Annotated in this window: 14 protein-coding genes; 6 read left to right on the top strand and 8 right to left on the bottom strand. The window is 56.2% G+C overall.

Annotation, left to right across the window (positions count from 1 at the left end; translation table 11 throughout):
• Nucleotides 1-54: 54 nt before the first annotated feature.
• Entirely contained in the window at nucleotides 55-978 is a 924-nt protein-coding gene (gene rocF, locus FAP39_RS09195) for an arginase (RefSeq protein WP_138016108.1), read from the top strand.
• An 84-nt stretch (nucleotides 979-1,062) separates the two neighbouring features.
• Complete coding sequence (locus tag FAP39_RS09190) at nucleotides 1,063-2,112, top strand: ornithine cyclodeaminase (protein WP_138016107.1); 1,050 nt, start codon at nucleotides 1,063-1,065, stop codon at nucleotides 2,110-2,112.
• Nucleotides 2,113-2,121: 9 nt separating this feature from the next.
• On the opposite strand, the gene FAP39_RS09185 is transcribed toward FAP39_RS09190, so the two are convergent.
• The 3 genes from FAP39_RS09185 to FAP39_RS09175 form a co-directional block, all read right to left on the bottom strand.
• Nucleotides 2,122-2,706 carry an HNH endonuclease gene (locus FAP39_RS09185; RefSeq protein ID WP_138016106.1) on the bottom strand — a complete coding sequence of 195 codons (585 nt, stop codon included), beginning with the start codon at nucleotides 2,704-2,706 and terminating at the stop codon, nucleotides 2,122-2,124.
• Between the two features lie 263 nt (nucleotides 2,707-2,969).
• Nucleotides 2,970-3,635, bottom strand: coding sequence for an alpha/beta hydrolase (locus tag FAP39_RS09180; RefSeq protein WP_138016105.1), 666 nt, complete (start codon nucleotides 3,633-3,635; stop codon nucleotides 2,970-2,972).
• Nucleotides 3,632-4,264: a DNA-3-methyladenine glycosylase family protein gene (locus FAP39_RS09175; RefSeq protein ID WP_138016104.1), complete on the bottom strand. Its 633-nt coding sequence runs from the start codon at nucleotides 4,262-4,264 to the stop codon at nucleotides 3,632-3,634. The genes FAP39_RS09180 and FAP39_RS09175 overlap by 4 nt, the downstream gene beginning before the upstream one ends.
• Before the next feature lie 93 nt (nucleotides 4,265-4,357).
• Here FAP39_RS09175 and FAP39_RS09170 point away from each other — a divergent pair, with 93 nt between their 5' ends.
• The gene (locus FAP39_RS09170; protein WP_138016103.1) at nucleotides 4,358-5,566 is read left to right on the top strand and encodes an MFS transporter; all 1,209 of its coding nucleotides are present in this window, start codon (nucleotides 4,358-4,360) and stop codon (nucleotides 5,564-5,566) included.
• 53 nt (nucleotides 5,567-5,619) lie between these two features.
• Here FAP39_RS09170 and FAP39_RS09165 read toward each other — a convergent pair whose 3' ends face one another.
• The 5 genes from FAP39_RS09165 to FAP39_RS09145 all read right to left on the bottom strand — a co-directional run bounded on the left by FAP39_RS09165 (nucleotide 5,620) and on the right by FAP39_RS09145 (nucleotide 11,025).
• Nucleotides 5,620-6,405: a squalene/phytoene synthase family protein gene (locus FAP39_RS09165; protein ID WP_138016102.1), complete on the bottom strand. Its 786-nt coding sequence runs from the start codon at nucleotides 6,403-6,405 to the stop codon at nucleotides 5,620-5,622.
• Nucleotides 6,398-7,378: an alpha/beta hydrolase gene (locus FAP39_RS09160; RefSeq protein WP_212743414.1), complete on the bottom strand. Its 981-nt coding sequence runs from the start codon at nucleotides 7,376-7,378 to the stop codon at nucleotides 6,398-6,400. Before FAP39_RS09160 ends, FAP39_RS09165 begins: the two co-directional genes overlap by 8 nt.
• A gap of 9 nt (nucleotides 7,379-7,387) precedes the next feature.
• Entirely contained in the window at nucleotides 7,388-9,016 is a 1,629-nt protein-coding gene (cimA, locus tag FAP39_RS09155; protein WP_138016101.1) for a citramalate synthase, read from the bottom strand.
• On the bottom strand, nucleotides 9,013-10,479 hold the full coding sequence (gene cysS / locus FAP39_RS09150) for a cysteine--tRNA ligase (RefSeq protein ID WP_138016100.1): 1,467 nt from the start codon (nucleotides 10,477-10,479) through the stop codon (nucleotides 9,013-9,015). The genes cimA and cysS overlap by 4 nt, the downstream gene beginning before the upstream one ends.
• A 171-nt stretch (nucleotides 10,480-10,650) precedes the next feature.
• Entirely contained in the window at nucleotides 10,651-11,025 is a 375-nt protein-coding gene (locus FAP39_RS09145; RefSeq protein WP_138016099.1) for a VOC family protein, read from the bottom strand.
• Between the two features lie 78 nt (nucleotides 11,026-11,103).
• Between FAP39_RS09145 and soxR the strand changes: the two genes are divergently transcribed.
• From soxR to FAP39_RS09130, 3 genes are all read left to right on the top strand, one after another.
• A complete protein-coding gene (gene soxR, locus FAP39_RS09140; RefSeq protein WP_138016098.1) occupies nucleotides 11,104-11,583 on the top strand; it encodes a redox-sensitive transcriptional activator SoxR in 480 nt (159 codons plus the stop codon).
• A gap of 169 nt (nucleotides 11,584-11,752) precedes the next feature.
• Entirely contained in the window at nucleotides 11,753-12,934 is a 1,182-nt protein-coding gene (locus tag FAP39_RS09135; RefSeq protein ID WP_138016097.1) for a pyridoxal phosphate-dependent aminotransferase, read from the top strand.
• Between the two features lie 223 nt (nucleotides 12,935-13,157).
• Nucleotides 13,158-14,474: a trimethylamine methyltransferase family protein gene (locus FAP39_RS09130; protein ID WP_246059037.1), complete on the top strand. Its 1,317-nt coding sequence runs from the start codon at nucleotides 13,158-13,160 to the stop codon at nucleotides 14,472-14,474.
• Nucleotides 14,475-14,536 lie beyond the last annotated feature (62 nt).

Here is a 14,536-nt window from a genome sequence, read left to right as displayed (position 1 = left end):
AATCAACACAAATCGAAACCATCCTTGATCCACTGAAACACAGCGGACAACATCATGCCCCCAAAAACCTGTATACTCATCGGCGCTCCGGTCGACTCTGGCAAACGTCGGCGTGGCTGTCTCATGGGGCCCGATTCCTATCGCACAGCTGGCCTGCGCGAAACTCTGGTGGATTTGGGGCATGACGTTGTGGATCAGGGGAACTTGGCCCCGCGTCCCTTCAAAGACGATCATCCGGATCACCCCTTGTTTGCCCTAAACGAGACCATTGCATGGACGCAGTCGCTTGCTGACGCCGCTGAAACCGCGATGTCCGAAGGCGTGCCCATTTTTCTGGGTGGCGACCACGCACTGTCGGCTGGCACCGTGTCCGGTGTTGCGGCCCACGCTGCCAAACAAGGTAGTCCGCAATTTGTGCTTTGGCTGGATGCCCACAGCGATTTTCACACCCCCCTCAGCAGCGACTCTGGCAATTTGCATGGCACCCCAGTGGCCTATTTTTCAGGGGCTGACGGGTTTGACGGGTTTCCAGAGGTCGCGCACCCCGTTCTCCAAACCAATATCTGTATTATCGGGCTTCGATCCGTAGACGAAGCCGAACGCAAGGCCCTTGAGGCCAGCGACATCCATCGGCACGACATGCGTGAAATTGACGAAAGCGGCATTGCCAAACCGCTCGCGGCCTTTCTCAAGCGCGTGCAACAGGCCAACGGTCAATTGCATGTGTCCTTGGACGTCGACTTTCTGGACCCCGATGTCGCGCCTGCCGTAGGCACCACGGTTCCGGGCGGCGCAACTGTCCGCGAGGCGCATCTTGTGATGGAAATGCTGCACGACTCTGGCTTGGTCACATCCATGGATTTGGTCGAATTGAACCCGTTTCTTGATGACCGTGGCCGCACGGCCAAAGTGATGGTTGATTTGGCCGCCAGCGCCTTTGGCCGCCGGATATTTGATCGCCGCACGCGCAGCTATTGACCCGTCGCGCAGAAATGCGCGGCCCACCGTTGACGCATTCGGGCGCATGCCCTTCTGTCCTATTCTCTTCGAAAGACCCCAAAGATGACCACACCTTCTGCAAAAGCTCTTGTTCCATTTGTCAGCGTCGACAACATGATGCGCCTTATTCACCATATTGGTATTCAGGATATGTTGCGTGATTTGGCCAGCTATATCGAGGCAGATTTCAAACGATGGGAGCTGTTTGACAAAACACCCCGTGTGGCGTCGCATTCAGACGTCGGAGTCATCGAATTGATGCCAACCTCGGATGGCGAGGCCTATGGGTTCAAATATGTAAACGGCCACCCGAAAAACACCTCGGAAGGGCTTCAGACAGTGACCGCGTTTGGCCTGTTGGCGGATGTCTATACGGGCTATCCGGTTTTGCTGACCGAAATGACGATTTTGACAGCCCTGCGCACTGCAGCCACATCAGCAATGGCTGCCAAGTATCTGGCACCAAAAGGGTCTTCGACCATGGCAATGATCGGAAACGGGGCACAATCCGAATTCCAATCCTTGGCAATGCAAGCCATTTGCGGGATCGACACCATTCGATTGTACGACAAAGATCCCGCTGCAACCGACAAATGCGCCGCCAATCTGGCGCACACGGGTCTGACCGTCGTCAAATGCGCCACCCCCGAAGAGGCCATTGAAGGGGCGCATATTCTGACGACCTGCACTGCAGACAAGCAAAACGCCACCATTCTGACCGACAATATGGTGGGGGCTGGCGTGCACATCAACGCGATTGGGGGCGACTGCCCAGGAAAGACCGAATTGGCGAGCGGAATTCTGACCCGATCCGACATTTTTGTCGAGTACCCCCCGCAGACCCGCGTCGAAGGTGAAATCCAACAAATGAGCCCGGACCATCCCGTGACCGAACTTTGGGAGGTGATTACCGGGGCTGCCCAAGGCCGCAGCGGTTCGCGGCAAATCACCCTGTTTGACAGCGTCGGCTTTGCAATCGAAGATTTTTCTGCACTGCGGTATGTGCGCGACAAAATCAAGGACACGCCATTCCACTATGATCTTGATCTATTGGCAGATCCTGATGATCCGCGCGATGTGTTTGGCATGCTGATGCGCGCCGATCAAAGCTAAGACGGGCGTCTAGGCGTCCAACTCGGCGTCCCAATACAGAAAATCCATCCAGCTTTCATGCAGATAGTTGGGCGGAAATCGTCGCCCCATATTGCGCAGTTCCTCTGATGCAGGCTGGCGCGGCGGTTTGCGCAGCGACAACCCGCAATTTCGCAATGATTTTGACCCCTTGCGCAGATTGCACGGGGAACAGGCCGCGACCACATTTTCCCAACTGGTGACGCCGCCCGCCGCGCGTGGCACCACGTGATCAAAGGTCAGGTCGCCGCGTGCCCCACAGTACTGACAGCAAAATTCATCCCTCAAGAATAAATTAAAGCGCGTGAAGGCCACGCGCTTTTGAGGGGTCACATAATCTTTGAGAACAACCACACTAGGTATTTTGATATGGGTCGATGGGCTTCGGACCACCTGATCATATTCAGCCACAATATCGACCCTGTCCATATATGCCGCCTTGATCGCGTCCTGCCATGGCCACAACGACAAGGGATAATATGACAGCGGCCGGTAATCCGCATTCAGCACAAGCGCCGGATGTTTTTTCAACCCTGCCGGATCTCTGACAAATTCCGTTCTAAAGTCGCCGTCCATAATCGAGTCGTCCCTTTGCCCGTCTGCCTGTCATCCAAGCATCGAGGCGAGACACCCCGCCCCAGCTCTGAATCTACTATATATCGTGGCAACCATCTGGCAACCCTCATGATATATGTGAGTTAGGGGCAATATTATGCAATTCTGTGACACGAGAATGACAGCTGCACAGAATTATTCACACGTGATCTCGGCGCGTTTGGTATCGTCGATTTGAGGGTGTGTTCGGCGGATTTGGTCCGCCAAACACGGGTTGGTCAAAATCACAGACCCAGTTTGTCGCGCATAAATGCCAATGCGACGGACAATCCGTCCGGCGCAATCCCGTGGCCTGTGCCCTTCATGATGTGGGCATAGACATCGGTAAAGCCTGCGGATTGCAGCGCTTGTGCAGCTTCGGGCAACGATTGTGGCGGGACAACATCATCGGCATCCCCATGCACCAACAGGATCGGGGGCTTGCTGACGGCTTCGTCTTGCAACAGATCAGGCGACAGCAAACGGCCGGAAAAGGCAACGATTCCAGCAATTTCGTCCTCGCGGCGTGGGATCACATGCAACGCCATCATCGTGCCTTGGCTAAAGCCAAAGACCACAACCTGTTCTGGCAACAGGTCCTCGTCTACCATCACCGCATCAAGAAATGCGTTCACGTCGTCTACGGCGGCCTGCATGCCGCGCGCGCTTTCTTCTTCGGAGGATCCATCGATCCACGGGATTGGAAACCATTGGTATCCCATCGGGGATCCAGCGCAGTTTTCCGGCGCATCCGGTGCCAAAAACAATGTATCTGGCAGATGATCCGACAATGGATCCGCCAGCCCCAGCAAATCAGCACCGTTGGCGCCATACCCATGCAGGAAAATCACCGCAGACCGGGTCTCGCCCGATTTGGGTTCTTTTCGTTGAGTTGTCAAAACACGTGTCATCGGATTCCTTCTCTGTCCTTTGCCACATGGTAGTAAGCCCACAAGAGCCGCGCCGCAACCGATCGCCACGGAGCCCAGTCTTGGGCCATGTCCCGTAGCGCCCGATCCGTTGGGCGCGTCGCAAGGCCAAACAGCATGCGCGCGCTTTCCTGAAGCGCCAAATCGCCGGACGCGAACACATCCGCACGCCCCAAAGAAAACATCGCATAGATTTCCGCAGTCCAGACGCCGATGCCGCTGACTTCGGTCAGGGTGGCGATCACCTGATCTGTCGGGGCCTCGCGCAGGTCGGCATAATTGATCCGCGCCGCAGCCAAGGCGCGGGCATATCGAATTTTCTGCCGGCTCAAACCAACAGCGCGCAAATCTTCGTCTGTAGCCCACATAATTTTACGGGGTCCCGTCAGTTTTGCAGCCTTTAGACGCCCCCAGATCGCATTGGCCGAGGCCACGCTGACTTGCTGGCTGACAATTGCGCTTAAGAGTTGCGCAAAGCCATCAGGTTTAAGGCGCAGGGGCAACGGGCCTGTTTGCGCCAAGGCCTGTGCAAAATGCGGGTCTTTTTGGGCGAGAAATGTGGCCCCTTCGGCCACGCATTCCGGCGTCTGAATGATCCGACCTATGCTCATAACACTTCCATTTTCCAACACATTTTCGACAAGCCGCGACGTTCCTTGCGCGCCCTCTGGACGTTCACAGGTTAAGAAGGTAACGCTTTGCGCATGACACATACCATAGATGACACCCGCGCCAAACGCACCGTGATTGTCCTTGTGCTTGCACAGGCCTTTTTGGGGGCTCAAATGCCGATGATTTTCACCATCGGTGGGTTGGCGGGGCAATCTTTGGCCTCGAATGTGTGTTTTGCGACCCTGCCGATTTCGTTGATCGTGGTGGGTTCGATGTTGGCGGCAACGCCTGTGTCACACATCATGCAGAAATACGGGCGGCGCGTCGGATTTTTCATCGGCGCAGCAGGTGGCGCCATCGGTGCAGCCATCGGCGCGTATGGACTGTATCAAAACTCGTTCCCGCTGTTTCTATTGGGAAGCTTTTTCACCGGTATCTATATGAGCGCGCAGGGTTTTTATCGATTTGCTGCGGCTGACACCGCCTCTGACAGTTTTCGCCCAAAGGCGATTTCTTACGTCATGGCAGGCGGCTTGGCCTCGGCAGTTATCGGGCCGCAATTGGTCAAGGTGACATCACAATCCATGGTGATCCCATTTTTGGGCACATATCTGGCGGTGATCGCGATCAACGTCATCGGATCGGCATTGTTTTTGTTTATCAATATTCCAACACCCGAAGCCCCCGACGAAAACGCCCCCAAGGGCCGCAGTCGCTGGGAATTGATCACCACACCGCGGATTGCGGTCGCCGTGATCTGTGCGATGGTGTCTTATGCGTTGATGAATTTGGTGATGACATCCACACCGTTGGCCGTGGTCGGCTGTGGGTTCGACGAAGGCATCGCCGCGGATGTTGTGACCGCACACGTTCTGGCAATGTATATCCCATCGTTTTTCACTGGCCACCTGATTGCCCGCTTTGGCACCGAAAAAATCGTGGCAACGGGTCTTGTGATCTTGGCAGGTGCCGGTGCCATCGCGCTACAAGGCGTAGAGCTCGAGAACTTTTTTGCCGCCTTAGTCCTGTTGGGGATTGGTTGGAACTTTGGCTTTATTGGTGCCACGACAATGTTGGCGGGCGCACACGAACCAAGCGAACGTGGCCGCATGCAGGGCCTGAACGATCTGTTGGTCTTTGGTGGTGTCACCATGGCGTCCCTGGCGTCGGGTGGGTTGATGAACTGTTCCGGTGGGGATGCGCAAACCGGATGGGCCTCGGTCAATCTGGCGATGGCCCCATTCTTGATGTTGGCAGGTGGTGCGCTGATCTGGTTGCTCTTGCGCCCGCAAGAAGACTAGGCCCAATCGACCACACCTAAAACCTGAAAAGACGGGCTGACGGCAGGGCCGGCTTACCAGCGGCCCGTCATCGCCAACCACATCAGGCCGGCCTTGCGGCTGAATTCGCTCATGCCCAATGCGCCGTCGATCACGCGCTCCGGGTCTTTGGCGACCTGTGACAACAAGGTCTCTGCCTGCCATCCCACCAAAAGCGCCTGCCCCGCAGCCTTGGAAATTTTTGCGCGGGCGCTTCTTGCAGACCTCAGACGCGCCAAGGCTCCCTCGGCCAAGAACCCAACCGCCTCTGGTCGCCCATCCACCAGCGGCACGCGTTTGCGCGCCACAAGTTCGGGGATCGCGTTTAACCAGTTTGCAATGCCCACGGCATAGGCAAAATCACGCACCACGGCTTCGTCAGCATCCCCAAGCAAACGGCTGGCGACTACGGTCAAATGCCCAGACGTCCGGTCGATGTACTGTGCAAAATGCGCGGCATCTTCGAACGGGTCCTTGTAGATATCCCAGCGGCGCGCGGCGACCAAGTCATCCAACAACTCGACGTCGCGCGGACCCAAACAGGCTGCCAAGGGCGATGTGACCTCGTGACGACGCATGGCCGCGCCCTTGCCGATCTCTTCTAACGCATCACGCCACCATTGCAGGCGCATTTCAGCGATCATCGGTTCTTCGGTCACCCAAGGTGCACGCGCGACCTCAAGGTTAAATGCATACAGGGGAAACAACCGATCTCGTGCAGCGGGCTTGGCCGCCATTACGGCTTGAAACCGATCAGGATCGCCGCGAAACACCAATTCGGCACAGGCCTGAAGGTCTTGGGTCAACGCATCATCAGTCATGGCCAAGCAGTCCTTTAAGAAGTGTCACCGTTTCAGGGGCGTCCACGATGCCAAGGTGGCCCACACCGTCGATCACATGATACTGGCCCTTGGATGTCACGTCAGACATCACAGGTTCATACCGATCGGCAAAAAAGCTTTCGTCATCACGTCCTGCCAACAAGGTAAAATCAGGCAGCGCCGCCACGTCCTCTAGATACGCGCGCCGTGGGGCAAAGGATGTGTTCAACCGCCATGAATACATCAAGGTGGCCTCGTGGCCGTGGGGGCCTTGGAGAATGTGATCAGGCATCGCAAATTGAATAACAGGCAAGTGGTCGAACATCTTGAGACCAAACGCGTTTAACATCGACAGGCCAATGATCCGGCGGGTCATCACCCGCGCCCATCCGCCAGAGTTTTTGCGCGTGGTGGGGGCATCATATTTCAAAAAGGGCGCCATTAGAATGGCTTGGTCGATCATGTCGCGATGGGCTCCGCCAGCAAAGCGCACCACCAATCCCCCGCCTGAACTATGCCCCCCCAAGATCACCGTTTGATCCGGTTTTTGCAGGGCCAAAATCACATCGGCAAGATCGTCTTCCAACTGCCCCGTATAGGCGATATCGCCGCGCGGCTCGGGCCCGTTCCAGTGCCCCCGCAAGTTCACCGCCACGATGTCGGCCCTGCCCTCAAGCTGTGTTGCCAGATGGCGAAATTGGCCGCCGTGCCAAGCAGAGCCATGCACAAGCACCAACAAGGGCGCATCCGCACGTTTGGCAGGCACATGCCATGCGCTTAAGGTTGCGCCGTCCCGCGCAGGAACGGACACCAATACCATCTCGGCCCCTGCCCCGACATCTGTGACGCCGGAAAAATCCATCGCAGAATTGCCCACATGCGCCACGGGTCGATCCGACAGGATCAATCCCGCAGCAATGGCGCCCGTAATTCCGACAGAGGTTGCGGCAAACCCAAGAATGCGTCCAAGCATCTGGCGTCCCTATTCCGCGCCAGCTGCGTCGCGGGTCAGCTTCCAGTTGACGGCATCCAACAGGGCCTCGAATGACGCGTCCACTATGTTGGCCGATACGCCCACCGTGGCCCACCGGCGGCCATGTTCGTCTTCGCTGTCGATGATCACACGCGTGACCGCCTCTATGCCGCCATTTGTGATACGCACCTTAAAATCCACCAGCCGGACGCCGTCGATCTTGGCCTGATATGGCCCCAAATCATGTTTCAACGCCTGCCAAAGCGCGTTCACCGGACCGGCATCGCGCATATCTTCGGCATTTTCGTTTTTGTAATATCCGGTGGTTTTGGTGCCATCCCCCATTTGAACGGTGACAACCGCCTCGGATTCCACAACAAGCTGGCCGCGTGCATTGCGTCGGCGTTCGGAAATCACCCGATACCGCTCGACATCAAAGAAGCTCTCTCGCAGGCCCAGCTCTTCGCGCGCCAACAACTCAAAGCTGGCCTGCGCAGAATCATAGCTATAGCCAAGCGACTCGCGCTCTTTGATCCGGTTCAATATCCGCCCCAAGGCAGGATCGCCCTTTTCAACGCTAAGCCCCGCATCGGCCAGACGCTTGCGCAGATTGGATTGTCCGGCCTGATTGGACATCGGGATCACGCGCTCATTGCCCACAATGGCCGGATCAATGTGCTCATAGGTTGATGGATCTTTCAAAATCGCACTGGCATGCAACCCTGCCTTATGCGCAAAGGCCGAGGCCCCCACATAGGGCGCTTGGCGCATAGGCACGCGGTTCAGAATGTCATCCAGCAACCGGCTTGCACGGGTAAGTTCCACAAGAGCGGTGTGGCTCACGCCGATCTCATAGGTGCTCGCATAAGGTTCCTTGAGCAACAGCGTCGGGATCAACGTCGTCAGGTTGGCATTGCCGCACCGTTCGCCCAGACCATTCAACGTGCCCTGAACCTGACGCGCGCCTGCATCGATTGCGGCCAGCGAATTGGCCACCGCATTTTCGGTGTCATTATGGGTGTGAATACCCAGATGATCGCCGGGGATGCCCGCATCAATCACCGCTTTGGTGATCGCATAAATCTCGGCTGGCAAAGCCCCGCCATTGGTGTCGCACAACACGATCCAGCGCGCGCCGTTGTCATAGGCGGCCTTGATTGCCTCAAGCGCATAGGTGGGGTTTGACTTATAGCCATCAAAGAAATGTTCGGCATCAAACAACGCCTCGCGCCCCTGTGCCACCATATAGGCCATGGTGCGGGCGATATTGTCCGTGTTTTCCGCAAGCGTGATGCCCAAGGCGGTACTGACATGAAAATCATGGGTTTTCCCGACCAGACAGACCGCAGGCGTGCCCGCATTCATCACAGCCGCCAACACATCATCATTTTCGGCAGAAACTCCCGCGCGTTTGGTCATGCCAAAGGCGGTAAAGGTCGCTTTCATCTGCGGGCGCAGCTCGAAAAATTCGCTATCGGTCGGGTTGGCACCGGGCCAGCCGCCTTCGATGTAATCCACGCCCAACATATCCAGCGTCTCGGCGATCTGCTGCTTTTCGCTGGTGGCAAATTGCACGCCTTGAGTTTGCTGACCGTCGCGCAAGGTGGTGTCATAGATGTATAAACGTTCTTTGGTCATGTCAGGCCCTCCAGCTTGGCGGCATCAAAGCCCGCCGCAGGGACCAGTTCGACCCCATCCTTACTCATCCGCACTTCAACGCCAGCCGCAATCAAGGCCGACTTGATCCGGTCCACTTCAGAAAAATCTTTGGTGTCCATGGCAACGGCACGGGCAGTAGCAAGCAGCTCTTCATACCCAGTCAGATCAACACTAGATTTACGGGACAGCCACTCCGTCTCCGTTTCCTGTAAAAACCCGAGCAAGTTCGCCGAACGCTTCAAGGCATGCGCCAAGACAACTCGTACAGTCTCCCTTTCTTCGTTGGTCAAAGCCGGATCTGATAGGTCATCTTTCAATGTGTCAGCCAGCACGCTTAACGAAGTCAAGGCCCGAGAAGTATTCAAATCTTGTGCCAACGAGCCAATCACATCAGCCTCATCGTCAGCCTCCAAATCAAGTGAAATATCCCCGACGATGCTATAGAGATAGTCCAGCTTTTTCTCCGCCTCTTCTGCCTTCTTGGCCGTCCAATCCATGGGCTTGCGATAATGCGTGGACAGGAACACAAAGCGGATCACTTCGCCCGGGACACCTTGATCCAGCAAATCACGCACCGTGAAAAAATCGCCCAGTGATTTGGACATTTTCTTGCCTTCGACCTGCAGCATCTCGTTATGCAGCCAATAGTTGGCAAAATGACCTTCGGGATGGGCACAGCAGCTTTGCGCGATCTCGTTTTCATGATGCGGGAACATCAGATCATTGCCGCCGCCGTGAATATCAAACGACGCGCCCAGCAATTCATAAGACATCGCCGAACATTCAATATGCCACCCCGGACGTCCACGCCCCCATGGACTGTCCCAACCGGGCAACTCATCCGTGGACGGCTTCCACAGAACAAAATCCATCGGGTTGCGTTTATACGGCGCGACCTCGACACGGGCGCCCGCGATCATATCATCCACAGACCGCCCCGACAGCGCGCCGTATTTTTTATAGCTTTCAACCGAAAACAGCACATGACCCTCGGCGGCATAGGCATGGCCTTTGTCGATCAAGTCTTGGCACATCGCCACCATTTGCGGGATATATTGCGTGGCGCGTGGCATATCATTGGGTTCCATCGCCCCCAACGCCCCCATATCCTTAAGGTACCAATCAATGGTTTCCTCGGTGCGCTCTTGCACCAACTCTTCGATGGTACCTGCCGCACCTGCCTCTTTGCGGGCCAAGGCCGTGGCGTTGATTTTGTCATCCACATCGGTGAAATTGCGCACATAGGTGACGTGATCCGCGCCATACACATGGCGCAACAGGCGATACAGCACATCAAACACCACCACGGGGCGCGCGTTGCCAATATGGGCGCGGTCATAGACCGTCGGACCACAGACATACATCCGTACGTTGTTGGGGTCGATCGGCTCAAAAACCTCTTTTTTGCGGGTCTTTGTGTTGTGCAATTTGATCGTCGTCATGTCTTGTCCTCAGGCACAGATGCGCTGCGGCGGGCATAACAACTTCAGATCATGTTTGAAATAGAAGAACGGCCCGCCAAGATGTCTTAGCAGGGAATGCAGCAAATAATGATGATGCGTACGGTGTTCATGCGGGCGACCATAAGAAGGGCCGCCCGTCTTGGCAAGCCTCTAATCGTAGGCGATGACTTCGAACTCGATGCCATCGGGCCCGTCAAAATAAAACCGCTCTCCGGGTTCATAGTTGGCGTGATTATGCGGCGTATATCCGGCGGCTTTGACGTTGGCTTCTGCGTTGGCAAGCGACGGCACCACCACGCCAATATGGTTCAACCCGCCAACGCGGACATAGGTATTGCCCAAAGGCTCCAACGGTTTGGTCGGTGCATAGAGCGCAAGATAGCTGTCGGCGTCCCCGACATGGACAGTAAATCCCTGATCTTTGGCCTCGCCCTGCCAACGGATATGCCAGCCAAACAGATCACACAGGATTGCCGCGCTGGCTTTTGGGTCGGGCACGGTCACGTTTACATGTTCAAGATGCATGTCATTTCCTTTTGCTTGAATCATCCTTAAGGCCATCGTAATTGTTCAAGTTAACTTGAGGTCAAACGGTTTTATGGTATGAATTCAAAAAATATTTCCAAAGGCGGTCTGACAATCGGCGACATCGCCTCGCGAACTGGTCTCGCGCCTTCGGCCATCAGGTTTTACGAGGACAAGGGGCTTTTGACGCCGTTTCGAAATGCGGGCGGTCAGCGCCGCTATGATCGTGCCGACATCCGGCGTTTGTCGTTTGTGATGATCACCCAAGGTCTGGGGTTTTCCATCGCCGACATTCAGGCGGCTCTGGCCACCCTTCCCGAGGGGCGCACCCCCACCAAACGCGACTGGCAACGGCTGTCGAGCGCGTTTCGCCGCGACCTTGATACGCGCATCACGCAGATGCAGTCTCTCCGGGATCGGCTTGATGGATGTATCGGCTGTGGGTGTCTATCGCTCAAGGCCTGTAAACTCTACAACCCCCAAGATCGCGCACGCACCAAAGGTCAGGGGCCACGATATTTACTTGGTGATTCTGCGTCCGAGATTACGCCGCCCTGATCGGACATGGTCAAAGCCTGATAGCATTCGGCATCCCCCCCGCCATCCCCATGGCCCCACCCACGTTGAAACGGAATAGCATTCGGAATTTTTGCCGTTGCCCGAATTCCATTTGACGCAAGCGGCCGTTTTTGGCTCTTTGATCCGGAAATTGAGACAGGACCATACAATGCATCTTTCTGATCGGATCACTCACATCACTGGCGGCGGCTCTGACGGATGGGATGTATTTTACAAAGCCCGTCGCATGATTGAAGACGGCATCCCTGTTGTGGAACTGACCATCGGCGAACACGACATTCGTACCGACGCCAGCATTCTTGAGGCGATGGATGTCTCTGCGATGGGTGGACACACCGGATACGCCATGGTTCCCGGCATTTTGCCGCTGCGCAAAGCAGTGGCCGAACGCATTGAGAAAACAACTGGTGTTCCAACCACTTATGAGAATGTCCTCATCACACCAGGTGGGCAAGCGGCGCTCTTTGCGGCCCATACAGCCGTCTGTGATCATGGCGACAAGGCCATTTATCTTGATCCATATTATGCCACTTATCCGGGGTTGATCCGGGGCGTGGGTGCCATCCCTGTCCCCGTGCAAACGCGCGCAGAAGACGCCTTTCAACCCCGCGCAGAGGACATTGCCGCACACGCGCAAGGGGCGACTTCGCTCCTGATCAACACGCCAAATAATCCCACTGGAACGGTCTATAGCCGCGAAACCCTCGACGGCATTGCTGACGTTTGTAAGCAAAACGATCTGTGGCTGATTTCTGACGAGGTCTATGACTCGCAAGTTTGGCAAGGGGCGCATATTTCACCGCGCGCACTGCCCGACATGGCCGAACGCACGCTTGTGATCGGCTCCATGTCCAAGTCACATGCGATGACCGGATCTCGCGTCGGTTGGATTGTTGGCCCCAAAGACGCCATCGACCACCTGATCAATCTTGCAACCCATACGACCTATGGCGTGGCGGGCTTTATTCAGGATGCGGCGCATTTTGCCTTGGCTCAGGGTCCTGAGCTGGAAGAACAGGTGTCGGCCCCCTTCCGGCGCAGGCGCGTTTTGGCGCAAGAGATTCTGGCGGGGCAAAACACCGTCGGGCTTATTCCGGCGCAGGGCGCGATGTATCTGATGCTGGATTTGCGCGCGACCCGCCTGAGCGGCGAAGAGTTCGCGCTCAAACTCCTAGACGCCCATCACATCGCCGTCATGCCCGGAGAAAGCTTTGGCGCCGCCGCAGCGGGCCATGTCCGCGTTGCCATGACCATTGATGATGACCGGTTTGCACACGCACTGAAAACACTTTGTGCCTTCGCAGACGGGCTCGTGAACGCGGCAAAATAGGTCAGAAGTTCAAAAACGACCCAACGTCGCAAATGAACAAGACGGTGCCGTATTTGTGATTCACCCTACCTCTAGTTTGAGGAGGATACATGCAAGGCACGCGATCAAAGATTCAGTTGGTGACAATCACCATCGGAGCCGAGCGCGGGCGTGCGGCACGAGGCCGACCTTGAATGGCTTGATCTCACATTATCAAGCTATTTCAATATTATAGGTCTCAATCATGATCCAAGAATCTTCCCGCCGTTCCGGCGGCCGTGCCGCGCGTCGCGCGGCTCGCACATCCCCGCTGGCCCAAGACATCCGCCCCATACGACCCGGTATGTCCGGCGGCACACTTAAGCCTCTGTCCGACGCGGATGTTCTGAAAATTCACGGCGCCGCTCTGGATGCGTTGGAAAACATCGGCTTGGCAGATGCCCCGCCCAGCGGGGTCGCCTATCTGACCGCTGCGGGCTGTATCCAGGGCGACGACGGGCGCTTGCGATTTCCCCGCGCGGTTGTCGAAGACGCTTTGGCCATGGCCAACAGATCGATTACACTCTGCAGTCGCGACGGGAACACCGACCTAGAGCTGTCGGGGCATAGGGTTCATTTCGGCACCGCAGGCGCTGCCGTGCATATGGTGGATGTCCACGGCAAAGACTATCGCGACAGCACGGTACAGGATTTGCATGATGCCGCCCGTATTTGCGACAAACTGGATAATATCCACTTTGTTCAGCGCCCGATGGTGTGCCGCGACATTCCCGACAATCGTGAAATGGATCTGAACAGCATCTATGCCTGTACCAGTGGGACAACCAAACACGTCGGCGTGTCCTTTTCCGAACCGGATTTTGTCGCGCCTGCCATCGAAATGCTCCACATGATTGCAGGTGGCGAGGACAAATGGCGCGAACGTCCCTTTGTCAGCAACTCGAACTGCTTTGTCGTGCCACCGATGAAGTTCGCCACCGAATCTTGTGAGGTGATGGAACAATGCATCTTGCATGGCATGCCCGTGCTGCTGTTGTCTGCTGGCATGGCAGGTGCCACGGCACCGTCAACAATTGCCGGCGCGATTGTTCAGGCTGTTGCCGAATGTCTGGCAGGTTTGGTGTATGTGAATGCCATCAAACCCGGTGCACCAGCCATCATGGGCACATGGCCTTTTGGGCTGGATTTGCGCACCGGTGCCATGACGGGTGGATCCGGCGAACAAGCCCTGCTCACCGCAGGATGTGCCCAAATGCACAAGTTTTACGGGCTGCCAGGCGGCGCAGCAGCAGGAATTTCAGATTCCAAACTGCCGGATATGCAAGCCGGATGGGAGCAAATGTGCTCGAATGTGATGGCGGGATTGTCTGGTCTGAACATGGTATATGAATCCGCCGGCATGCACGCGTCATTGTTGGGATTTTGCCATGAATCCCTGATCCTTGGCGATGATCTTATCGGGCAAGCGATGCGCTGTGTCCGCGGCATCGAGGTGAATGACGAAACGCTGGCTCTGGATCAGATTCGGGACGTATGCATTGACGGCCCAGGTCATTATTGAAGTGGTCCGGCAAATTCGGACAGCGTGCTAAGATGTATCCAACCCGATTGAATGGATACAAG

Origin of the sequence: Shimia litoralis, assembly GCF_005518135.1 — a bacterium.
GTDB lineage: Bacteria > Pseudomonadota > Alphaproteobacteria > Rhodobacterales > Rhodobacteraceae > Shimia_E > Shimia_E litoralis.
Note: the sequence above shows the minus strand (reverse complement) of the source record. Positions and strands in the feature narration are given on the sequence as shown.